The sequence below is a fragment of the Rania fehmarnensis genome (assembly GCF_056494185.1).
The window spans coordinates 2,138,619-2,160,554 of record NZ_CM151398.1; the positions used below are offsets into that span (position 1 = coordinate 2,138,619).

Below are 21,936 nucleotides of genomic sequence, written 5' to 3' on the forward strand. Positions count from 1 at the left end.
TGGCATAAATTTGTAATCTCGACGGCGAGATTTCAAATTCAACATCAGGAAACAACATGCCGACATCGCAACCGATCGTGCCGCTCAGCCAGGCCAAAGCCCCTTATTTCTTAGGCGTGGATGTTGGCGGCACGAATATCAAAATTGGCCTCGTGGATGACCAGGGCCAAACGCTGGCTTTTGAAGAAATTGATACGCACGAGCCCGACGGACCACAACAAGCCGTCGAACGCGTGGCCCAGTGCGCGCAGCGATTAACCAGCAGTTCGGGAATTGCCCAGGGAAGCCTGGTGCGCATTGGACTGGGAACTCCCGGCACAATGGATATACCCCGAGGCTATTTTCTTCAGCCGCCCAACTTGCCGAACTGGCACAACTTTCCGATCCGCGATGCCGTCAGCGCGGCGTGCAAGTTGCCTGTGTCATTTATCAACGATGCTAATGCTGCTTCTTTTGGCGAGTTCTGGGTGGGGACCGGCGCCAGGGTCAATAGCCTGATCCTGCTGACGCTCGGCACGGGGGTGGGCGGTGGCATCATTGTCGACGGTCATCTGATCAACGGCGTCAACAGCTTTGGCAGTGAATGCGGTCACATCATTGTCGATAGCCACGCAGATGCCAGGCTGTGCGTTTGGGGAGGCGGACGGGGCCAATTGGAGGCGTATGCCAGCGCCAGCGCCGTGGCTCAGATTGCCGAAGAAGGATTGCGCGGGGGCAAGGTCAGCACGCTGAACCGGCTGCTAATGAACGGGAAAGCGGTCACGGCCAAGCGAATTTACGAAGCAGCTGTATTGGGCGATGAATATTCTCTGTCGATAATTGATGAAACAGCCTATTATTTAGGTATCGGGATTACCACACTGGTTCACACGATCGATCCGGGTTTAGTGGTGCTGGGCGGCGCCATGAACTTTGGCGGTCCTAAATCGCCGATCGGTCAGCGCTTCTTGGAGAAGATTCGTTCGGTCTTCGCCGAACGAACCTTTCCTAACGTGCTGGCTGGAACAACCATCGATTTCGCAACTCTCGGGGGTGATGCTGGTTACATCGGCGCCGCCGGGTTTGCGCGCAAAGAGTTTATGTCAGCCTGATTTTGTGGTGCCCATGTCGAAAATTGATATCGCCAACATTCGCAACTTTTGCATCATCGCCCATATCGACCACGGCAAGAGTACTCTAGCCGATCGCTTATTGGAAAAAACTGGCACCGTCAGTTCTCGCGATATGCGTGAGCAGATGTTGGACGACATGGAATTGGAACGCCAGCGGGGTATCACCATCAAGGCCCGCGCCGTCGCGCTGCGAACGATGCATAAAGGCCAACAGTACGAACTGAACTTGATCGACACCCCAGGACACGTCGACTTCCATTACGAAGTCTCGCGCAGCCTGACCTGCTGCGAAGGCGCGCTGCTGCTGGTCGATGCTTTCCAAGGCGTCGAAGCTCAAACGATGGCCAATGCTTATGCGGCCATGGAGCACGATCTGAAGATCATTCCCGTGATCAACAAGATCGACTTGGTGCATGCTCGCGTCGACGAAGTTTTGCAAGAGATGGAACAATCGCTGGGCATTGATCCCGACGACGTTGTCTTGTGCAGTGGTAAGACCGGTTTAGGTGTGCCTGAATTGATCCAAGCCATTATCGAACGCATCCCGGCTCCAGGTGGCGACCCCTCTGCCCCACTGCAAGCCATGGTGTTCGACTCGCATTATGACGATTACCGCGGCGCAATTACCTACGTGCGGCTGATGGCCGGCACTGTCAAGAAAAACGACAAGCTCAGATTCTTGCGAGCCGATTCTCAGCACGATGTAATCGAGATCGGTCAATTCGTGCCGCAACGCAAAGCAGTCGAGACCTTACAAGCTGGGCAAGTGGGATACCTGATCTGCAACATCAAGTCGCTGAAGGACGTGCACATTGGGGACACGGTCACTAGTGCCGGTAACAATCCCGCCCCGGCGTTGCCCGGTTATGAGCAACCCAAGCGCATGGTCTATTGCGGACTTTATCCCAGCGATGGCCAAGACTTCAGTGAGCTGCGCGATGCCCTGGAGAAGCTCAGCATCAACGATCCGAGTTTTGAGTTTCAACCTGAGTCCAGCGAAGCCCTCGGCTTTGGTTTCCGCTGTGGTTTCCTGGGCTTGTTGCACATGGAGATTGTGCAGCAACGTCTGGAAGGCGAGTGCGACGTCGACTTGGTGCAAACGGCACCCAACGTTACATACGAGATCATTACCAAGAATGGTACCAAGCTGGAGATCCATCGTCCTCAAGAAGTGCCCGATTCCGGCGACATCGAAGAGTTTCGTCAGCCGATTGTGCGCGTCAATTTCGTCGTGCCCAACGATCAAATCGGGCAAGTCATGAAACTGTGCCAAGATCGACGTGGCGTCCAGCGCACGACCGAGTATCTTTCTACGACTCGGGCGATGATCACGTACGATTTGCCGCTGGCTGAAGTGATCTATGACTTGCACGACAAGCTCAAGAGTGCCACGCGAGGTTACGGCACCATGGATTATGAGATCATTGGTTACGAAGCGGCTGAGCTGGTGCGGATGGACATCTTGGTCAACGGCAAACGCGTGGACGCCTTGAGCGTGATCTGCGATCGGCGTGACGCGGATCGACGCGGGCGGGCAGTGGTAAAGAAGCTGAAAGCCGAACTCGACCGCCATATGTTTGAGATCGCTGTCCAAGCCGCCATTGGTGCCCGCGTCATCGCGCGGGAAACAGTGCCCGCCGTGCGCAAGAATGTGACGGCCAAGTGCTATGGTGGCGATATCTCGCGCAAGCGGAAGCTGTTGGCCAAGCAAAAGGAAGGCAAGAAGCGGATGAAGTCGATCGGCTCGGTCGACATCCCTCAAAAAGCGTTTATGGCTGTTCTGGAAAGCGGCAATCCAGAGTGAACCGATTACGTGCACGTAGCCGAGTCTCTCCGAGACTCGGATCATTCAGCGTCTCGGAGAGACGCTGCTACGTGTCTACCGAAACCATTCTCTGAAAGCCATGACTTGCGGGTCGGTCAGGTAGTAGATCAAGGCTAGCACGGCCCAAGTGATGGCCAGTCCGAGCGCGATTTCCATATAGAAGACAAGGTGCCAACGCACCGATTTGCGCTCACGCGATTTGCGAGAGTCGGAGTAGTAATTGCGAGACGAAGCCCCTGAATGTTCAGGCGACTTCGTCCTACGTCGCTGGCGACCTGATTGGATCATGCTCGGGTGGTTTTCTGAGGGGCCGGCCCAAGGATTTTGAATTTCAAAGTATAGGACATAAAGTCGCGTGTGTCTAATTTTTGCGAAAATAGTTAAACACGCGCGTTTAGAGTCTTGTCGGAACGCGTCAAGCGTTTCGAGAATCGCCGAAAGACCGAATGGGTTCTGGGTGGCACTGGCAATGCTGCGCATAGCCAGTGCCACCCTAAAGCCTTTGTATCGCTGAGAGGCCGAAAGCCTTGACGGCTTCCGCTACGGTATGGGGACAGTCTGCGATCAATACTTTACATGTAAAGTATCTTGGCGTATTTGCGCCATTTCTTTTACACAGTTTCTTATGCGTTTACTGCCAAATCGCCAGCCAATTTCAACAGTTCAAATTGTGTTAAACGCCAATAAAAACAAGGCGTTTTGTTTATAAATCAACAAAGCGCAAGTGCGACAATTCGTCCTGTCGCCAAATAGCCGAATAGGGATCATGAGTAAAGCAGAGAGAATTCGATAACCAATATCGCACAGTGTGACAATTTGAGCGTCGCCCGTCGGGAAGGTGCGACGCTTTTTCCACTAGACACACATCGCCCAAATGCTCAAGTTTGTCTATATGTCACATGCGCGCCGACGGCAAAACAGAGTTTGCTGTCGGTAAAGCGACTTAGATCTACCAGGGACAAAAAGCGATCATGGCCACCATCAGCCAGCCCGGCTCCGGGCATTCTCCCCAACATCCCCCTCAGGGACATGCTGCCCATGAAACCAGTGGTGCAGCGGTATTGGAATCATTTATTTACGACGATGCGATCGTGCGAAAGTTCGCACTCGCGACGATGGTGTGGGCCATCGTAGCGTTTTTAGTTGGGTTGATCGTGGCGCTGCTGCTGGTGGTGCCATGGTTAAACTTTGAGATTCCGTATCTCACCCTCGGACGACTGCGGCCGCTGCATACTAATGCGGCGATCTTTGCGTTTGCGGGCAATGCGATCTTTGCGGCCGTCTATTACTCGACGCAACGTCTATGCAAGGCACGCATGTGGAGCGACTTTCTCAGCAACGCTCACTTCTGGGGTTGGCAGCTGGTCATCCTCTGTGCCGCACTAACGCTGCCGCTGGGGATTACGCAGAGCAAAGAGTACGCCGAGCTGGAATGGCCCATCGATTTGTTGATCGCGGTTGTATGGTTGGGATTCTTTGGTACCAACTTCTTCATGACGCTGGTCAAGCGTCGTGAGCGTCATATGTACGTCGCCTTGTGGTTCTACATCGCCACGATTGTTACGGTGACCGTGCTACATGTGTTCAACAACCTGGTCGTACCAGTGATTGGTCAAGGTCTGACCGAAGGGCAAACACTGACGATCAAGAGCTACTCAGCCTATGCAGGTGTGCAAGACGCCTTCATGCAGTGGTGGTATGGTCACAATGCTGTGGCCTTCTTTTTGACGACGCCATTCTTGGGCTTGATGTACTACTTCCTGCCGAAGGCGGCAGACCGGCCGGTGTTCTCTTACAAGTTGAGCATTATTCACTTTTGGTCTTTGGTGTTTATTTACATCTGGGCTGGTCCTCACCATTTGCATTACACGGCTTTGCCTGAATGGGCATCCAGCTTGGGTATGATTTTTTCCGTGATGCTGTGGATGCCCAGCTGGGGTGGGATGATCAATGGCTTGTTAACTCTGCGGGGTGCATGGAGCCGCGTATCGACCGACCCGGTGCTCAAGTTCTTCGTGGTAGGTGTGACCTTCTACGGGATGAGCACGTTCGAGGGACCGCTGTTGAGCGTCAAGAGTGTTAACGCGCTATCGCACTATACCGACTGGACGATCGCCCACGTACACGCTGGTGCACTGGGTTGGAACGGCTTTATGACCTTCGGGATGTTGTACTGGCTCTTGCCACGCATCTTCCAGACCAAGCTGTACAGTACCAAGCTGGCCACGTGGCACTTTTGGATCGCGACGATCGGTATTCTGGGATACATCATGCCCATTTACGTCGCAGGTCTGACCCAAGGTCTGATGTGGCGTGCCCTGGATGACAAGGGCGGGTTGCAATACACCTTCCTGGAAACCGTCCAAGCCATCCTGCCCATGTACTGGTTGCGTGTAGTTGGAGGATTGTTGTACATGGCCGGTGCCTTGTTGATGGTCTACAACTACGCGATGACTTGGATGACGCGTCCAGCCAAGTATGAAGAGCCGGTCTACCAGGCAGCTCCTCTTTCCAAGCAGTATGTCGATCCACCTCAAGCACCCAGCCAGCTGACTGGCGTGCTGGAGTTTGGCAAGAAGTTGGATGTATGGGCTCGTATGGATTGGCATCGCCGCTGGGAACATCTGCCGATGCTGTTCACCGTCTGGGTGGTGATTGCAGTTGTCGTAGCTTCGCTGTTCGAGATTGTGCCCACGTTCTTGATCCGAGCCAACGTGCCCACAATTTCCAAAGTAACACCGTACACGCCGCTAGAGCTGGCTGGTCGCGATCTATACGTGGCTGAAGGTTGTTATGGTTGTCACTCGCAGATGATTCGTCCGATTCTGGCCGAGATCAAACGCTATGGCGAGTACTCCAAGCCAGGTGAGTTTGTGTATGACCGACCATTCCAGTGGGGTTCACGCCGCGTAGGCCCTGACCTGGCTCGCGAGGGCGGTCGTCAATCGCACTTGTGGCACTATCAGCACTTGGAGCGACCGCAGCAGTCCTCGCCTGGTTCGACCATGCCTAACTATGTACACCTGCTGAGCACCAAGTTGAATTTCAATGCTCTGCCGGAGCGTGTCAAAGCGGCTTCGTTTCTCGGGGCCAAGTACAGCTTTGAACCCAGTGAAGCTGGCGATGTGGCTCGCGTGCAAGCGGCCGAGATTTCGGAAGCGTTGGTTCGTCAGGGTGGCCCCAAGGGTAAGGAGGACATGCAAGTCATCGCCCTGATTGCTTATTTGCAACGCTTGGGTACCGACATCAGTAAACCTGACCCGGCACCAACCGATAGCGGAGCCAAACCACCAGAGAAGGTTGTTAAAGACAAGGCCGAAGCCTCGGGAGGTGCACAATGATCCGCGATGTTGTTTCCTTTTTAGATTATTCTGCCTGTGCGGAAATCTCGCTGACCATCTTTGTGATGGTGTTTGTGGCGGTTAGCCTGCGAGCCTTGCTGACCAGCCGCTCCGCTGCATCACGCATGGCATCGATCCCCTTGGACGATGCCCCTCGAGCCACCGTCCAACTGGAGAAAGCAGAATGAGCACTAACGACCCACTGACAGACCATGCCTACGACGGCATTCAAGAATACGACAATCCGCTGCCCGGTTGGTGGAAGTGGTTCTTTGTGATTTCGATTGTCTTCAGCGTGTTCTACTGGGTGTTCTTCCATTTCGGAGCCACCGGTCGATCGATGTTTGATCTGCTCAGCGCTAGCGAAGCGTCGCTGGCACAAAAGCAGTACGGCACGCTCGGCACGTTGAACCAGGATCGCGCCACCCTGGTTCGCTTTATGAAAGAGCCCGACTGGGTCTCGTACGGCCGATCGATTTACAAGACAAACTGCCAATCGTGCCATGGTCCCGATGGCGGTGGCCTGGTCGGCTTGAACTTGTGCGACAACAAGTGGAAAAACGTCAAGCATGTCGAAGACATCATTAGCGTGATCAATAACGGAGCCAACAACAATGCGATGCCGGCTTGGAAGCAACGCTTCTCGGACCCGCGCGACGTGATCATGGTCTCCGCGTATGTGGCCACCTTACTAGGCACCAAACCGGCGGCTCCTAAAGCTGACGACGTTAGTCGCATCGTGATTGACAACTGGAACGCAGATATCGCTGAGTTACCAGCTGCTGAATCAACTGCTAAACCGGCCGCAGAACCAGCCAAGAAACCGTAACTCGATTCCATTTAACACCAGGTCGACTGCGGATGAGTCGACCTACAGAAAGAAGAAAATGAGCGCACCGAAAGTGGCGCGGCCTCCTAGCGCCACCAGTGAAGGTCAATACGCCGGCCAGGCATTGCTGCGACCTGAAGAGCATGTTCTGGCGACCCTTGAGGCAGATGGTTCCAGGCGTTGGTTGTTTCCCAGGTTAGCCAAAGGCGAGTTCTGGAAAGCTCGGCGCGGCGTGGCCTATGCGTTGATTGCTTTCTTCACGATCCTGCCGCACCTGCGCATCAGTGGCAAGCCGCCCGTGTTGTTGGATATTCCAACGCGACGTTTTACGATCCTGGGCTACACATTTTTGCCAACCGATACACTGCTGCTGGCTTTGTTGATGGTCAGCGCGTTCATTACCGTGTTCCTGATAACAGCCATGTTTGGACGGGTGTGGTGCGGCTGGGGTTGTCCACAAACGGTTTACATGGAATACCTGTTCCGGCCGATCGACCGCTTGTTTCAAGGCAACGTCGGCAAGGGCGGACGTCCGAGTAAACCACTCAGCGGTTGGAAATGGTGGGCGCGAGCCGGCGTGTATCTGGTCGTTTGCAGTTTCTTAACCCACACCTTCTTGGCTTACTTTGTAGGCACCGATCGGCTTGGCCAGTGGGTGACCCAGTCACCGTTGGAACATCCCATTCCCTTTATGGTGATGGCCATCGCCACGATTCTGCTTATGTTCGACTTCCTCTACTTCCGCGAGCAAACGTGTTTGATCGCTTGTCCCTATGGGCGCTTTCAGTCGGTGATGCTGGATCGTCGCAGTTTGATTGTGACTTACGATCATCATCGTGGTGAACCACGCGGTCGCGGCAAGCCATTGATCATTGATGATTCGCAAACCAAAAGCAAAGGTGACTGCGTCGATTGCGGCGTGTGTGTTCAAGTTTGTCCGACGGGCATCGATATTCGCAACGGTTTGCAGATGGAGTGCATTCATTGTGCGCAGTGCATCGATGCGTGTCACGACGTCATGGCCAAACTGCAAATGCCGGTCAATCTGATTCGCTATAGCAATCAAGATTCGATGGAACACAAACCCAGTTCCGTATGGCGACCGCGGTTGATCATCTACCCGGTGGTACTGACCTTTACCCTGGGGTTGTTCACGTTCATCTTTTTGACCAAACATGATTTCGACGCCAAACTGTTGCGGAACTTGGGGAACACTTTCAGTGTCGGAGCGGACGGCCTGATCGATAACTCTCTCAAGCTCAGTTTGACCAATCGCACCGAACAAAGTCGCATGTATGTGCTCAGTGTTGTTTCGCCTGGCAATGCTCATGTGCGTTCGATCGAAGCGGAAGAAGTTCAGCTGGAGGGCGGTGTCCACAACTTTGTTCCGGTCCTGGTGTCTGCTCCTTTCGAAGAGTTCGACAACGGTCGGTGCGAAGTACAACTGCAAATCACCGATAGCGCGGGTGATAAGCGTATCTTGAAGTACATGCTCTTGGGGCCCTACCAGAAACCATAGTTTATTTACGAATCGTCGGAGAGTGTGATGCTGCGATTCATTGCTTCCGACGCGCAAAGCGAGATTATAATGAATGTGCAACTGACTGCTGATGATACACGGCGAGCCGTCCGGGCCGAACGGCTCGCCTGTTTACAATGGAGTTCGTTTATCCTGCTGCTGCTGGGCGGTAGTGTGGGCATGTGGATCTATGCCGCCTACCTGGCCGTATCCGATCCTACGATGGCAGTTGTGCCTGACTACCACGAGAAGGCATTGCAGTGGGATAAACATCTCGAAGTCGCGCGGGCGAGCAAAGCTGTTGGGTGGACGATTGCCGTGGTACCTGCTCCAGCCACGGATGTTACTGGTTCGCGCGAGTTAATCTTGTTTCTGCGTGATCGCGATGCTCGTCCAGTTGCCGGGGCGCGCGGCCAACTGCGTCTCTACCACCACACGCGTGGCAAAGAAGTGCATACTGTGCCTTTGGAAGAGAGAGACAGCGGATCGTATATTGCCCAGGTCCAAATGGCTCGCGCCGGTACCTGGCAATTAGAAATCACCTTGGATCGCGAAGATCAGCATGTTGAAGAAACCATTGAGTTCGAATTAGCCCGGTAACCCCAGGTGCATCCATGCTACCGCTAGTTGGTACCGTATTTATCGCCAGCCTGTTTGGCTCGTTGCATTGCGTCGGCATGTGTGGGCCTCTAGCCATGCTGGCCAGCAGTCATGCCACTGGTCGCAAAAATCAGCGCAGCGTGAACATTGCCGCAGTCACTGCGTATCATGGCAGTCGTGTACTGGCTTATGCCTTGGCCGGAGCGTTAGTGGGGCTGATCGGGGCTGGTATTCAAGAGACTGGTTCGCTACTGGGGTTGCAACGCCTGGCTGCTCGACTGGCCGGTGGCAGCATGTTGGTGATTGGATTGCTGTCGATCACGCGCCTGGCCAGTGGCACCATGCACAGCGCCTGGCTACCCGCCTGGTTACAGAAACGCCTGGCGCATGGACATCAATGGGCGCGCAAACAATCGCCGCTGGTGCGAGCTTCGGTCATTGGTCTGCTGACTGCTATCTTGCCGTGTGGTTGGTTAATGGCATTTTTGATTGTGGCTGCCGGTACCGCTTCGCCGCTTAGCGGCGCGACGGTGATGGCTGTGTTTGCCTTGGGATCGGTGCCCGCCTTGGCCGGACTGGCGTTCAGCATGACGTTGCTGATCGGTCGCCATCGCAATTTGATTCCCTGGTGTTCAGCCATATTGGTAACCATCGTAGGCTCGGTCACCTTGCTGGATCGCGCTGCGATCGACCTGGCACCGATGATGACGGCTGCCAAACCTGCGACGGAAGTTCAACTGACGGCCCAAGTCCAAGATATCGAGCACGAAAAACTACCGTGTTGCCTGGCGAGGGAAGAAGCGCTGAAGAACAAACAAGCCGAGCCCACCAATCCAACTGCGGGCGTCGACATCCAAGATGCGACCTCGGGCGAGATTGAGAACTGAAGCATGTCAGCCACCATCGTGCCCCAATCGCCCATTTCCACATCATTCGCGCCAGCGAGCGCGCATGAGTGTTTGCACTGTGGTTTACCGGTATCGGCCCAGTCGCACGATGCCGACCAGCGTTTTTGTTGCAGCGGTTGCCATGCCGCTTACAACTTAATCGCCGGTGAAGGTCTCGACGAATACTATGAAATGCGCCGCCGGTTCAGCACGCAACCCGAATCAGCTATCGATCCCGAGCTGGCCAGTCACAGCTTTGTCGACTTGGACGCGCCGCGGTTTAGCGAGCAGCATGTACAACAGTTGGCTGGTGGTCGATCGCAAACCACCCTGCGACTGCACGGCATTCATTGTGCCGCTTGCGTTTGGTTGCTAGAGCGTTTGCCACAGTTACAGGCTGGCCTGGTCGATGCGCGGGTCAATCTGGCGAAAGCCACGATTGAATTAGTGTGGCTGCCGGACCATGTAAAGCTGTCGCAAATCGCGCAGCAGATTGCCAAGCTGGGTTATCGCGCGATGCCGCTGATCAGCTCGCGCAAAGCGATCGAGCAAAAGCAACTCGTGCGTCAGCAGCTGATTCAAATTGCCATCGCCGGCGCGTGTTCGGGCAACGTAATGTTGATCGCCTTGGGAATTTACTTGGGCGAGTGGACCGGCATGGCCGCCGAGCATCTGCAGTTGCTGCGTTTCGCTTGCACGGCCATAGGGCTGGTATCACTGCTGGGGCCTGGAGCAGTTTTCTTTCGCGGGGCTTGGTTTGCCATCAAGACGCGCACGCCTCATATGGATCTGCCGGTGGCCCTGGGCTTGGGTGTGGGGGCAGGCAGCGGCGTGTGGAATACTTTGGCAGGCCATGGCGAACTGTATTATGACTCGCTGTCGATGTTGGTCTTTTTGTTGTTGATCGGCCGCGCTTTGCAAGCCTGGCAACAACGATCGGCCTGCGAAGCGGTTGACCTCTTGCAGCAACTGACTCCCGGCACCGCGCTCCGCGTGCGCAACGGCTTGGTCGAAACGGTTTCGATCGAAACGATCCAACCCGGCGATACAGTCGAAGTTCGCGCCGGTCAAACCCTGCCCGTCGATGGTGTGATCGTCATGGGCAAGAGCGAAATCGATGCATCACTATTGACCGGCGAGTCGCTACCCCAGGCGGTCGAAGTTGGCCAGCGCGTTACGGCCGGAACGCTCAATCGCACAAGTACCTTGCGCATTGCGGCCGAGCAAGTCGGCCCTGAAACTCGTCTGGCTCAACTCTTAACAGCCGTAGAGCGAGCTGGCATTCACAAGACACCTATCGTCGAATGGGCTAACCGCATTAGCGGAATTTTCGTGAGCGTGGTCTTATGCCTGGCGGTTGTCATCGGCGTCACATGGTGGTTCATCGATCGCCAGGTTTGGAGCGATCGCGTGATTGCGGTATTGATCGTGGCCTGCCCATGTGCCTTGGGATTGGCTACGCCGCTGGCCGTCGCTGTTGCGCTTGGCCGCTCGGCCCGCAAGAATGTGCTCATCAAAGGCGGCAGCCCACTGCAACGACTTGCCAAGCCCGGTATTCTGGTCTTGGACAAAACCGGCACGTTAACTACCGGTAAGTTATCGATTATCAGTTGGAACGGCGATCAACGCTCGCTGGCTTTGGCTGCTGCAGCCGAAGGCACGGTACACCACCCAATTGCCGATGCGCTTCGGCAGTTTGCCAGTGACCAACAGTTGACTACTGAACTGGATATCCAGAATGCTCAAAGCCATTTGGGCAGCGGTGTCACGGCCTTGGTGGATGGAGTGCAAATTGCCGTGGGCAATACGCAATTGATTCTGGAGCATCACGGTTCTATTGCGGCCGAAGTTGATAACGAAGTCAAGTCGATCGTAGCTGCCGGTCAAAGTCCCTTGCTCGTGTGCATCGATGGAAAGGTCGCGGCGGTTGCGGCGATTGGCGATACCTTGCGACCCGAAGCCAAGTCTGTGCTCGAACGTTTGACCAGGCAGGGCTGGCAAGTTCATTTGCTCAGCGGTGATCATCCGCGCGTGGCCCTGCATGTGGGCCAGCAGTTGGGTTTTAGCGCTGAAGCGATTCATGGTGGAGTGTCGCCGGAAGGCAAACTGCAATTTATTCGCCAATGCCAACAGTCCGGCCAGCCGGTGGTAATGGTCGGCGACGGTGTGAACGATGCAGCTGCATTAGCTGCGGCCGATGTGGGCATCGCTGTGCGTGGTGGTGCCGAAGCTAGTTTGCAAGCGGCTGATGTGTACCTGGCCAGCGGTTCTCTATTGGGTATCGAAGAGATCATCCGTTCTTCGCAGCGGACACTGAATATCATTCGCCGCAACTCAGTGGCTTCGCTGATGTATAATTTTGTAAGCGTCTCGCTAGCGGCTATCGGTTGGCTCCATCCACTGGTGGCTGCGTTGCTGATGCCAGTCAGCAGTTTGACCGTGGTAGCCGTAACACTGATTAGTCACATGGGCAGTTCAGCGCTTCCAGAATCGAATCCTGTATCGAATCCAGAGAAAGCCGTTGAGGCAATACGATGAGCGTCTTGTTTGTAGCCCTGCCAGTCGCATTACTGCTGGGCGGTAGTGCAGTGGCGGCATTTATTTGGGCGACGCGTGGCGGTCAGTTCGATGATATGGAGACGCCCAAGTGGCGTGTGCTGACCGACGACCAGGCTACCTCTGGCAACTCGCGCAGTAAAACGTAGCTCGTTGCGCCTGCACGATGCGCACGATCACGCCCCGCCCGCAAGTTGGGCATGCTTGACCAGCGCGATCATAGACTTTGTGCTCGTTCTGGTAACCGCCGGCTTGATTGAGTGCGTTGCGATAAGTGCCATCGCTAAGGGTCGATCCTTCATAGCGAATCGCCTCGTTGAGTATTCTGAGCATATGCTGATGGAGCACTTTGTAGCGACGCGCATCAATGTGTGCTGCACTTGTTTGAGGATCAATGCCAGCGGCGTGCAACATCTCCGAAGCATATAAATTGCCGACGCCAGCTAGTATCTTCTGATCGAGCAGAGCGACTTTGATTGGTCGCTTACTGGCGGACAATCGCCCGGTGAAATCCGCTGCGGTGATCACCAAGGCATCGGGGCCGAGTTTGCCCTCGACCAGTCGCGTTGTAACATCCGACAAAGGCAGCAACTGGATAGTGCCCAAGCCGCGACGATCCCAGAAGGTTAACTTGGGGGCGGCGCAGTTCTCGAGCTCTAAGATCAATCGCACATGTTCCCTGCCCGGTGGTTGGTCGATCGCCACCAGGCCGGTCATCTTGGGTTGCAAGACGAGTGCCCAGGGGTCGGCTTCGATGATCACGCGTTTGCCGATGCGCGAGATGCCCGTGATGGTCTGGCCACGCAAGCGCATCGAGATCGATCGCAGCGAGGGATCGCAAGCGATGGGTCGATAGCTGCACTTGGGATCCACCACGCGCACGATGCGTCCACCGATCGTCGGATACGCACCGCGGCACATCGTTTCAACTTCGGGCAGCTCAGGCATGAGACTTTAAATTTCGGACTTAGGTACGTCGACCTGGGCTGGCGGATCAACGGCCAGGGCTGGAGTTTCCACGGCAGGAACGTCACTGACTTTGGGTTCACGCAACTTGCGACGACGCCGCAACCGAAAGCGGCGTGAATCTTCCTTGCGCAAGCCAGATAAGAATCCATGATCTTCGAAATGAACCATCTCGCGCTGCAAGATGCTGAGCGAGGTTTGCAGCAATACAACCGCCATCGGTCCCACTACGATACCGATGGGACCAAGAGCTTGGACACCACCCAAGACGCTCAGCAAAGCCAGCAGTGGATGCAACTGCGATTGGCCGTGCAAGACGCCGGCTTTGACAAAGTTATCGACGGTACCAACGACTAACACACCCCATAGGGCCAACGATCCAGCCGCGATGATGCGATTTTCATAGAACGCCAGGTACAAACAAGCTGGTACCCACACAATGGCTGGTCCCACAAAGGGGATCATCGCGAACATGGTGGTGAGCATGATCAACAAAACCAAGCTAGGCAGCCCAGCTACATAATAACCCAGGCCCGCAGCGGCCCCCTGCGAGATAGCCGAGAAGACCGTTGCCAAGACCACCGCCCGGCTGACGCGATCAAACTCCATCAGCAGTTCGGCTTCGTATCGATCGTCCAGTGGGATCAGCGCCATGATCGTCGTGACCATGCCCGGTCCATCATAGAGAAAGAAGAACACGCACACGATCAGAATCGCTGTACCAATAATGAGGCGTACGGTGAAACCCACCGTGGCACTGGTCAACGACAGCAAACGCGGTTGGATGTAGTCCTTGACCTGTTGGCTGACAGCGGCCAGTTGCTCTTTGGTCGGGTTGGCCAGATCTTTGAGAGCTGTCAAATAGATACCACCCAGAATCTCTTCGCGCAGCAAGCGGAATCGCGAAGCGAGGCGTTTGGCCGAATCGAGGTAACTGGTATCTTCGTCTTCGCTATGCTGACCGAACGTGCGAGCGTCGGTCGCCAGTGCCGTCAGTTTTTCAGCCCAGAGTGGTTTCTGACCGAGGGTCTTGTCTTCTTCGATCGTGGTGCGCAGAGCGTCGAAGGCATCGGCCAGTTTGTTTCCCAAGCGAGCCACATCGCGCGGCACGGGCGGAGGTTGATCGACATCCTCCACCAGGATCGGGCCAGATACGCGAAAGGCACCCACATCGACTTCGGTTGCATGCAGTAGGTTTTCCAGATCCGTCTGGATGCGATCCATCTGCGGTTTGTAGTCGACTTCTAAACCGAGATGATGCTGCAGCTTGACCAAAGCCACACGCACGCTGCCTTCGTTGAGGTCTTGGACCAGACCCACGCCTTGCAGGGCAGCTGCACTGCCGATCAGGGCAAACGGCAAGAGTACCGACAGCATGATCAAGCAGGTGGTGGCCGCGGCGGCAACCTTGGGTCTGTCGCCAGTCCGCTTGAGCATGTACAAATGCAGCGGTCGAAAGACCACGACTAAGACTGCCGCCAAAAAGACGGGCACAAAGAAGCCCACCATAACCTTGTAGAACAGCAGCCCAATCACCACGATGACCGCAATCAGCGCGATCAGCGACATCAATCTCGACATAAGTTTTCCTGCGAATTCCCCGCCCAATGTTTAATTTAGCCACTTAGTTTATAACCGATATTCCGCCGGAGGTCGATTTGCCCTCCCCATCCCGAATTTCGTAGCCGATCTCGCCAGAGATTGGAAGCCTGTAGCCGATCTCGCCAGAGATTGGAGGAGTTGATAGTAGCGCGTCCAAAGTCTGGCGACTTCGGCTACGGTGAGATTGGAATGATTTGTGGTAGTGCGTCCAAAGTCTGGCGACTTCGGCTACGGGGAGATTGATACGGGGAGTTAGAAGGTCTTGAACAAGCGTGTGATTCGTTGGACAGCTCAAGTGGTCGCACTGCTGCTAGTCGTTTGGGGAATCAGTCATACCGCCCAGAAAGCAGCCAGCCAACTCGGTCAACAGCAGACTCAGCTGGAGCAAGAAGCGGAAGCGTTGCAGGCACAAGCTACTGAATCAACGAGCCAGTTAGAGCGACAACAATTACTGCAGCAGGCTGAGGAGACTCGGCGTCGCGCACGAAATTTCTGGCAGGCTTCACCTCTGTGGTTGTTGGCAGCTGGGCTGGTATATGCTGCGGGCATGTTGCCGGCCGGTTGGTTCTGGCGTGAAAGTCTGCTCCGCCTTTCGCAGCCTGTTCCGCGCGGACGCACCCTGTATGCCTATTGCCTGGGACATTTGGGCAAGTACTTTCCCGGGAAAGCCATGGTGATTATCTTGCGCGTGGGCGTGTTGGCGCCCTGGGGCGTGTTGAAGGTCGCGACGACGTTGACCATCTTTCTGGAAACTCTCACCATGATGGCCGTCGGCAGTGCCTTGGCGGCGCTGTGCTTGTTGGTGTTGCAACTGGACTACCGCTGGACGCTCCTGGCTCTGGCACTGATGGTGGTCACTTTTGTACCGACGCTGCCGCCGATTCTGCGACAGGTGCTGCGCAAAACACAGCGTGGGATCGAGCCACATATGATGGATGATTGGTTGGCCAGGATTGATTGGAGCATGCTCGTTCAAGGTTGGCTGGCCATGATCGTGACATGGTTGGCCAATGGAGCCAGTCTCTACTTCATTCTGCGAGGCCTGGCCACAACTGAGTTTGCTGAAGTGTCTTGGATGGCGCTGGCCCTGAGTTCGCTAGGAGCCTGCGCGATGGCTGTGGTGCTCGGCTTTGTTTCGTTCTTGCCCGGTGGTGCGGGTGTGCGCGAAGTCGTTTTGTCCACCATGCTCACACCGATAGTCGGACCAGTAGCTGCCCTCGCCGCAGCCATCTGGATTCGCATCGTGTGGTTGCTAGCCGAGTTGTTGATGGCAGTTGGACTCTGGTCGCGCTACGGCCGCCGCTCCAACCCGTAGCGGAATGCGTCAAGCATTTCGAGTTGGGTTGTAGCGGAATGCGTCAAGCATTTCGATTCGGCGCGTTCAATCACTTTCGAAAGCCTTGACGGCTTCCGCTACCAAACCTCCGAACATCGAAAGCCTTGACGGCTTCCGCTACGCTGAACACTTATTTGGCATCGGCCATGGCGGCCAATTGCACGACGGAGCGGTTCTGTTCTTTGACCAGGTAATCGCGGCCGTATTTGACGTTGACGTGGTCCCAAGGCAACTTGGCCATGACTTCGTAGGGTTCGTGCAATTGACGTTCGATGTCGATGTTGCAGTCAGCCAGGGCTTGCCACCAACGATCGGGCTTGAGCATTTCATTCCAACCGTCCATGCGTGCTCCTCTTCGCCAGGCTAGTTCGATCGCATCGCAAGTGCGGCGGTCGCCACGACTGATGACACCTTCCAGCAAGCTAGTCTCGATGTCATGGCACTTGATGTTGATGGCGCGAATTTGTCGGCACTTCCAGAGATAGCTGTGTGCCCATTGGAAATACTCGCGGCGCTGCATGCCGTTCCATTGATAGGGTGTATGCGCTTTGGGCACAAAGTTTGAAACGCTGGCCGTGACTTTCGGATAGCGGCCCTTCTCTTCTTTGCCGATCCGCGCGATCGTCTCGGCCATATGCACGATGCCTTCGAGATCCACGGGCCGCTCGCCAGGCAAGCCGCAGAGGAAGTACAGTTTCACGCTTTCATAGTTGTTGCGGAAGGCAACGCGGCAGCCTTCGTACAAGTCATCGTTCTTAATCTTCTTGCGAATTTGCTCGCGCATATCATCGCGAGCCACTTCGGGAGCCAGCGTCAAACCGGCGCGACGATCATTGCCAATCAATTCGGCAATCGACCGCAGCTGTTCATTGACACGCAGGCTCGGGATCGAGATGTTCACGCCCAGCGGATTGAAGGTCTCTTTCATCCGGGTGATGAGTTCCGGAAAGTGTGGATAATCGCTGGTCGACAACGACAGCAAGCTGATCTCGTTGAAACCGGTGGAGCGATAACTTTCCATCGCCGCATTGATAATGGTGTCAACAGAACGGAAACGCAGGGGCCGCTTGATGACCGTGCTTTGACAGAAGCGACATTGCCATGGGCACCCGCGCATGATCTCGATGGCGATGCGATCATGGACGCATTCAACATACGGCACGACCGGACTGGTTGGCAGCGGAATCGCTTCCAGGTCTTGGATGACCGAAGGCTGAATCGTTTCGGGCACATCGCTGCGCAAGCGATTGAGAGCCACGATGCGGCCATTGGCATATTCAGGCTGATAGAAACGTGGTACGTATGCGTATGGCAATTGTTTGGCCAGCTCAGCCAGCGCTTGATCTCGCTGCTGTTTGCCCGCTTCACCTTGTAAGAATCCATGCCCTTCGCGAGCAGCATTGCGCAGCGCTAACCAGGTATCGCAGATAACCGGTAACGCTGGCTCGCCATCGCCCATGACGAACACGTCAACAAACTCAGCCATCGTTTCTGGGTTCTGAGTGCATGGACCACCGGCTAGGACCAGCGGATCGGCCATGGTCCGCGCATGACCGCGCAGCGGGATACCGCCCAGATCGAGCATGGTCAAGACGTTGGGCGAAGAGATTTCGTATTGCAGCGAAAATCCGATGACATCGAAATCGCATAGCGGCGTGTAGGTCTCCAGACTATACAGCGGCACTCGATACTCGCGCAGCAACTCCTCCATGTCGGGCCACGGCGTAAAGGCTCGCTCGGCCAGCCAGTCTGGACGACTGTTCATGAGTGAATACAACACCTGCAGTCCATGGTGACTCATACCGATCGTGTATGCATCGGGAAAAGCCAGGCACAGTTTGCCAAGAACTTCGTGATGGTTCTTGCGCACAATATTTCGCTCGCCGCCCACATACTGACCGGGCATTTTGACCTTCGCCAGGATATGGCGTTCTAGGACTTCCTTGATGGAATTATTCATTGCGAGTTGAAATCTCCGAAGTAAATTGGCTGTGGCATAGGCTTCCAGCCTGTGTAGTCTGTGGCATAGGCTGTGGTACAGGCTTCCAGCCTGTGTATCCCACAATTGGCTGCTTCCAACCAGTGTAAGCTATAGGGTGAAAACCCAGGCCGCACCTGCCAATACTAACATAACCCACTGTGTAAATTCGAGCGAGTAGCTCCATGCTGAACGAATCGGGGCCAGGCAAGCTGAAATTACTGACGTCGTTTACGACATCGTTCGAAGCTGAGCACCTCAAGTTGCTGTTGGAGGCCGAAGGGATTGCGGTAGCACTGGATGGTATTCACGCCTCGAATAACTTTGCTTTCAACACCTCGATGGGGGCTGTGCAGGTCCGCGTGCCTGAGGAGCAATTGGCCCAGGCTCGGCAGGTTATGGACGAAATGGATTCGTCGCAGCAGACCGCCTGGACATGTGCCCAGTGTCGTGAGGAAAACGAGCCGAGTTTTGATTTTTGTTGGAAATGTGGCAGCCCGCGGAGCGATTGGCGCCCTGAACCGCCCGAGAATCAGCCAATACCAGCATACACCAGCGAAGATTTCAAACGCACTGAGGCGATTGCCAGCAGCGACTCTCCAAATCCCTATGCGCCGCCGCTATCGCCGTTGGCTGCGCCCACCAACAATAGCGACGCTCAAGCTGATGCACTGGAAGAAACTGAAGATTCCATACGAAGAGCCTTCCGAGCCAGCATCGTCGGATTGCTGTTCCTCCCCCCGCTACTGCATACCTATTCCCTGCTCATTTTGCTGGGCACCCTGGGACAAACCAACCAACTATCGCAGCGAGCCAAGTTCCAATGGTGGATAAGCATGTTCATCAATGTGAGCGCCCTAATAATCGCCGGCATCATATGGCTGCGCTTCGCCACCTAAACCGAGAGCGTTAGCCCCGGTTATTAAACAATCGACATAAACACGCCCACGTCTTCTACAGACATAAAACGTAACTGCAACTGACGCTCTCCACGAAATTTCCGAGAACAATATGCATGCGCTTGAACTGACCGGCGTCACCAAACGCTTTGGTGCACAGACGGCCGTCAATCGACTCGACTTGGCTGTGCCCAGTGGCTCGATCTATGGCTTTATCGGTCCCAATGGATCTGGCAAGACCACCACGATGCGCATGATCTTGCGCATCTATCAACCCGACGCAGGACAGGTGGTTGTCTTGGGCGAGCCTGCGGGCAAAGTGGCTGATCGACGCATCGGTTACTTGCCGGAAGAGCGCGGCCTATATCGACGCATGACGGTGCGCCAGGTCTTGCGTTACTTTGCCCGCTTGAAAGGTGTTGCCAAACCCGATGCTGTTATCGATCAACAACTGGAATCGTTGGGCGCGGCGGAGTGGGCTCGAAAACGCATCGAACAATTATCCAAAGGCATGGCTCAGAAGATTCAGTTTATCGTCGCGGTCATCGCCCAGCCGGAATTGGTGATTTTAGATGAGCCATTTAGTGGCCTGGATCCGGTGAACATGGAGGTCTTGCGTGATTGCGTGTTGGCTCTGCGAAATCGCGGCACGACGGTCATCTTCAGCACGCACGATATGGATATGGCTGAGCAAATGTGCGATCGCGTGGTAATGATTTATCGTGGCAAAAAAGTGCTCGATGGAACGCTGGAAGAGATCAAGTCGGGTTATGGCGGCGACATCGTACGGGTCCGGGCCGCGGGCGGACAGGCTCTGCCTGCAGCGATCTCGGGAGTCAAGTCGGTCGTAACGCACGGCGTCTACCAAGACTTGCAGTTAGAAGACATCGGTCGTCGCCGCGACGTGCTGCGGCAATTGTCTCAGGCAGTTGATGTGGAGCACTTCGAAACGGTGCGACCGTCGCTGCATGACATCTTCGTACGCATTGTCAAAGACGAACCTGAAAACTAAACATTGAAAACTGAAATATGAACATGTACAAATTGCTGGTTATTGCTCATCGCGAGTATGCAGCCATGGTGGCCACGCGCGCGTTCTTGGTCACGCTGATCATGATGCCGATACTCATGTTCGGTGGTTTGCTCCTGATGCCCAAACTCAGTCAAATGGGCGGCGGACAAACACAGCGGATCGTGATCGCCGATGGCACGGGACAAATGCTGCCGGTGCTGAAAGCGGCTGCCGAAGGTCGCAACGCAGTTATGCGCAAGACAACCGAGGAAGCCTCTGGGACGGCATCCAAGAGCGAAGTCGAGCAAGCGGCCGATAAGGCGCGCGATCGTATGACGGGCGCTGAGAACTTCTATGAGATCGAGGCTGCTCCGGCCGCCGAGTTGACCAATCAACAACGTTTGGCTCTTAGCGACGAAATTCGCGCTGGCAAGCTGTATGCTTTCGTGGAAATACCAGCTGAGGTCATGGATGGACAAGCTATTTCCGACAAACCGGCCAAGTTCTTCAGCCAAGATGCACTGCTCAGTTCCGCTCGGCAGTGGATTGCGGCGGTCGTCAGCGAACAAGTTCGTGTGACACGCCTCAGTCAACTAGGCTTGGATCCTGCAGTTATAGGTCAGGCCAGTCGGCCGATCGAGTTTGCCGCTAATGCGCCAGTGAAGGTCGAATCGGAAGGCAAGAGCAAGAGTCAGTCGGACATGCTGGTCGCGCTGTTCTTGCCGTTCGGGATCATGATGCTGATGTTCATGGTGATCTTTTTGGCTGCGCAGCCCATGTTGGAAAGCGGCATGGAAGAAAAAAGTCATCGCATCGCTGAAGTGCTGCTGGGTTCGGTCAGTCCGACTGAATTGATGGCGGGCAAGCTGCTGGGCAATGTGGCTGGTTCGCTGATGATCTTTGCGATCTATGGTATCGGTGGCTGGGTAGTCATGCAGCGCAACGGCTGGGGCGCGGAGTTGCCGATGTCGATTGTGCCTTGGTTCATCGCGTTTCAACTCCTGGGCGTGCTGTTCTTCAGCTCGATCTTCCTGACCGTGGGTGCATCGATCAGCGAGTTGAAAGAGGCGCAAAGTGTGCTGATGCCCATTTGGTTGGTGATGCTGGCACCGTTGATGATTTGGATCGTCGTGTTGCGCGAACCCAATGGTGCGGTGGCTACGGGGATGAGCATGTTTCCTCCGTCGGCCCCGCTGATGATGATGCTGAGGCTGGCCAGCGGTCAAACGATACCCTGGTGGCAGCCGTACCTGTCGGCAGGCCTGCTGGTAGCAGCCACGTGTATCGTGGTCATGTGTGCTGGCAGAATCTATCGAGCTAGTTTGCTTCGCACCGATTCTGCCCGAACGCTGACACAGTTCTTGGCCAGACTTCGCTAAGCACGTCGACACGTCCAATTCAGCCTGCCAGGGTGCCGCCTGTGACGGGTTGGTTCGATGGTCAATGAGCCATCTCAGGGTGTTTTGAAACTTCG

The 21,936-nt window shown here is 55.3% G+C and carries 18 protein-coding genes; 14 read left to right on the forward strand and 4 right to left on the reverse strand.

The window, feature by feature from the left end; genetic code table 11:
- Nucleotides 1-56: 56 nt before the first annotated feature.
- Entirely contained in the window at nucleotides 57-1,091 is a 1,035-nt protein-coding gene (locus SH573x_RS06980; protein ID WP_479353633.1) for an ROK family protein, read from the forward strand.
- Between the two features lie 13 nt (nucleotides 1,092-1,104).
- Entirely contained in the window at nucleotides 1,105-2,916 is a 1,812-nt protein-coding gene (lepA, locus tag SH573x_RS06985; RefSeq protein WP_479353635.1) for a translation elongation factor 4, read from the forward strand.
- Between the two features lie 75 nt (nucleotides 2,917-2,991).
- Here lepA and SH573x_RS06990 read toward each other — a convergent pair whose 3' ends face one another.
- Nucleotides 2,992-3,225 carry a hypothetical protein gene (locus SH573x_RS06990; protein ID WP_479353637.1) on the reverse strand — a complete coding sequence of 78 codons (234 nt, stop codon included), beginning with the start codon at nucleotides 3,223-3,225 and terminating at the stop codon, nucleotides 2,992-2,994.
- Between the two features lie 683 nt (nucleotides 3,226-3,908).
- On the opposite strand from SH573x_RS06990, the gene ccoN reads away from it, so the two are divergent.
- From ccoN to ccoS, 8 genes are all read left to right on the forward strand, one after another.
- Nucleotides 3,909-6,278 carry a cytochrome-c oxidase, cbb3-type subunit I gene (gene ccoN / locus SH573x_RS06995; protein ID WP_479353638.1) on the forward strand — a complete coding sequence of 790 codons (2,370 nt, stop codon included), beginning with the start codon at nucleotides 3,909-3,911 and terminating at the stop codon, nucleotides 6,276-6,278.
- On the forward strand, nucleotides 6,275-6,466 hold the full coding sequence (locus tag SH573x_RS07000; RefSeq protein ID WP_479353640.1) for a hypothetical protein: 192 nt from the start codon (nucleotides 6,275-6,277) through the stop codon (nucleotides 6,464-6,466). Before ccoN ends, SH573x_RS07000 begins: the two co-directional genes overlap by 4 nt.
- The gene (locus SH573x_RS07005) at nucleotides 6,463-7,107 is read left to right on the forward strand and encodes a cbb3-type cytochrome c oxidase N-terminal domain-containing protein (protein ID WP_479353642.1); all 645 of its coding nucleotides are present in this window, start codon (nucleotides 6,463-6,465) and stop codon (nucleotides 7,105-7,107) included. Before SH573x_RS07000 ends, SH573x_RS07005 begins: the two co-directional genes overlap by 4 nt.
- A gap of 58 nt (nucleotides 7,108-7,165) precedes the next feature.
- Nucleotides 7,166-8,626 carry a cytochrome c oxidase accessory protein CcoG gene (gene ccoG, locus SH573x_RS07010; RefSeq protein WP_479353644.1) on the forward strand — a complete coding sequence of 487 codons (1,461 nt, stop codon included), beginning with the start codon at nucleotides 7,166-7,168 and terminating at the stop codon, nucleotides 8,624-8,626.
- Nucleotides 8,627-8,695: 69 nt separating this feature from the next.
- On the forward strand, nucleotides 8,696-9,226 hold the full coding sequence (locus tag SH573x_RS07015) for a FixH family protein (protein WP_479353646.1): 531 nt from the start codon (nucleotides 8,696-8,698) through the stop codon (nucleotides 9,224-9,226).
- Between the two features lie 14 nt (nucleotides 9,227-9,240).
- Nucleotides 9,241-10,113: a sulfite exporter TauE/SafE family protein gene (locus tag SH573x_RS07020; RefSeq protein ID WP_479353648.1), complete on the forward strand. Its 873-nt coding sequence runs from the start codon at nucleotides 9,241-9,243 to the stop codon at nucleotides 10,111-10,113.
- Between the two features lie 3 nt (nucleotides 10,114-10,116).
- Nucleotides 10,117-12,651: a heavy metal translocating P-type ATPase gene (locus tag SH573x_RS07025; RefSeq protein WP_479353650.1), complete on the forward strand. Its 2,535-nt coding sequence runs from the start codon at nucleotides 10,117-10,119 to the stop codon at nucleotides 12,649-12,651.
- Nucleotides 12,648-12,818: a cbb3-type cytochrome oxidase assembly protein CcoS gene (gene ccoS, locus SH573x_RS07030; RefSeq protein ID WP_479353652.1), complete on the forward strand. Its 171-nt coding sequence runs from the start codon at nucleotides 12,648-12,650 to the stop codon at nucleotides 12,816-12,818. Before SH573x_RS07025 ends, ccoS begins: the two co-directional genes overlap by 4 nt.
- Here the strand turns inward: ccoS and SH573x_RS07035 are convergent.
- The gene (locus SH573x_RS07035; RefSeq protein ID WP_479353654.1) at nucleotides 12,787-13,617 is read right to left on the reverse strand and encodes an Fpg/Nei family DNA glycosylase; all 831 of its coding nucleotides are present in this window, start codon (nucleotides 13,615-13,617) and stop codon (nucleotides 12,787-12,789) included. The two genes, ccoS and SH573x_RS07035, sit on opposite strands and share 32 nt — an antisense overlap.
- A 6-nt stretch (nucleotides 13,618-13,623) precedes the next feature.
- Nucleotides 13,624-15,216, reverse strand: coding sequence for an AI-2E family transporter (locus tag SH573x_RS07040; RefSeq protein ID WP_479353657.1), 1,593 nt, complete (start codon nucleotides 15,214-15,216; stop codon nucleotides 13,624-13,626).
- Between the two features lie 283 nt (nucleotides 15,217-15,499).
- On the opposite strand from SH573x_RS07040, the gene SH573x_RS07045 reads away from it, so the two are divergent.
- The gene (locus SH573x_RS07045; protein WP_479353659.1) at nucleotides 15,500-16,552 is read left to right on the forward strand and encodes a lysylphosphatidylglycerol synthase transmembrane domain-containing protein; all 1,053 of its coding nucleotides are present in this window, start codon (nucleotides 15,500-15,502) and stop codon (nucleotides 16,550-16,552) included.
- A 151-nt stretch (nucleotides 16,553-16,703) separates the two neighbouring features.
- On the opposite strand, the gene SH573x_RS07050 is transcribed toward SH573x_RS07045, so the two are convergent.
- On the reverse strand, nucleotides 16,704-18,533 hold the full coding sequence (locus SH573x_RS07050) for a TIGR03960 family B12-binding radical SAM protein (protein ID WP_479353661.1): 1,830 nt from the start codon (nucleotides 18,531-18,533) through the stop codon (nucleotides 16,704-16,706).
- Nucleotides 18,534-18,736: 203 nt separating this feature from the next.
- On the opposite strand from SH573x_RS07050, the gene SH573x_RS07055 reads away from it, so the two are divergent.
- From SH573x_RS07055 to SH573x_RS07065, 3 genes are all read left to right on the forward strand, one after another.
- Nucleotides 18,737-19,450, forward strand: a complete 714-nt coding sequence (locus SH573x_RS07055) for a DUF7577 domain-containing protein (RefSeq protein ID WP_479353663.1) — start codon at nucleotides 18,737-18,739, stop codon at nucleotides 19,448-19,450.
- Between the two features lie 112 nt (nucleotides 19,451-19,562).
- Nucleotides 19,563-20,462 (forward strand): ABC transporter ATP-binding protein, encoded by a 900-nt coding sequence (locus SH573x_RS07060; protein WP_479353665.1) that lies wholly within the window; start codon nucleotides 19,563-19,565, stop codon nucleotides 20,460-20,462.
- Between the two features lie 17 nt (nucleotides 20,463-20,479).
- Nucleotides 20,480-21,841 (forward strand): ABC transporter permease, encoded by a 1,362-nt coding sequence (locus tag SH573x_RS07065; protein ID WP_479353666.1) that lies wholly within the window; start codon nucleotides 20,480-20,482, stop codon nucleotides 21,839-21,841.
- The last annotated feature ends 95 nt before the right edge of the window (nucleotides 21,842-21,936 follow it).

Bases quoted from the DNA above. Each gene is read 5' to 3' on its own strand.
- SH573x_RS06980 (WP_479353633.1), top strand. From the start codon at position 57: ATGCCGACATCGCAACCGATCGTGCCGCTCAGCCAGGCCAAAGCCCCT.
- lepA (WP_479353635.1), top strand. From the start codon at position 1,105: ATGTCGAAAATTGATATCGCCAACATTCGCAACTTTTGCATCATCGCC.
- SH573x_RS06990 (WP_479353637.1), bottom strand. From the start codon at position 3,225: ATGATCCAATCAGGTCGCCAGCGACGTAGGACGAAGTCGCCTGAACAT.
- ccoN (WP_479353638.1), top strand. From the start codon at position 3,909: ATGGCCACCATCAGCCAGCCCGGCTCCGGGCATTCTCCCCAACATCCC.
- SH573x_RS07000 (WP_479353640.1), top strand. From the start codon at position 6,275: ATGATCCGCGATGTTGTTTCCTTTTTAGATTATTCTGCCTGTGCGGAA.
- SH573x_RS07005 (WP_479353642.1), top strand. From the start codon at position 6,463: ATGAGCACTAACGACCCACTGACAGACCATGCCTACGACGGCATTCAA.
- ccoG (WP_479353644.1), top strand. From the start codon at position 7,166: ATGAGCGCACCGAAAGTGGCGCGGCCTCCTAGCGCCACCAGTGAAGGT.
- SH573x_RS07015 (WP_479353646.1), top strand. From the start codon at position 8,696: ATGAATGTGCAACTGACTGCTGATGATACACGGCGAGCCGTCCGGGCC.
- SH573x_RS07020 (WP_479353648.1), top strand. From the start codon at position 9,241: ATGCTACCGCTAGTTGGTACCGTATTTATCGCCAGCCTGTTTGGCTCG.
- SH573x_RS07025 (WP_479353650.1), top strand. From the start codon at position 10,117: ATGTCAGCCACCATCGTGCCCCAATCGCCCATTTCCACATCATTCGCG.
- ccoS (WP_479353652.1), top strand. From the start codon at position 12,648: ATGAGCGTCTTGTTTGTAGCCCTGCCAGTCGCATTACTGCTGGGCGGT.
- SH573x_RS07035 (WP_479353654.1), bottom strand. From the start codon at position 13,617: ATGCCTGAGCTGCCCGAAGTTGAAACGATGTGCCGCGGTGCGTATCCG.
- SH573x_RS07040 (WP_479353657.1), bottom strand. From the start codon at position 15,216: ATGTCGAGATTGATGTCGCTGATCGCGCTGATTGCGGTCATCGTGGTG.
- SH573x_RS07050 (WP_479353661.1), bottom strand. From the start codon at position 18,533: ATGAATAATTCCATCAAGGAAGTCCTAGAACGCCATATCCTGGCGAAG.
- SH573x_RS07055 (WP_479353663.1), top strand. From the start codon at position 18,737: ATGCTGAACGAATCGGGGCCAGGCAAGCTGAAATTACTGACGTCGTTT.
- SH573x_RS07060 (WP_479353665.1), top strand. From the start codon at position 19,563: ATGCATGCGCTTGAACTGACCGGCGTCACCAAACGCTTTGGTGCACAG.
- SH573x_RS07065 (WP_479353666.1), top strand. From the start codon at position 20,480: ATGAACATGTACAAATTGCTGGTTATTGCTCATCGCGAGTATGCAGCC.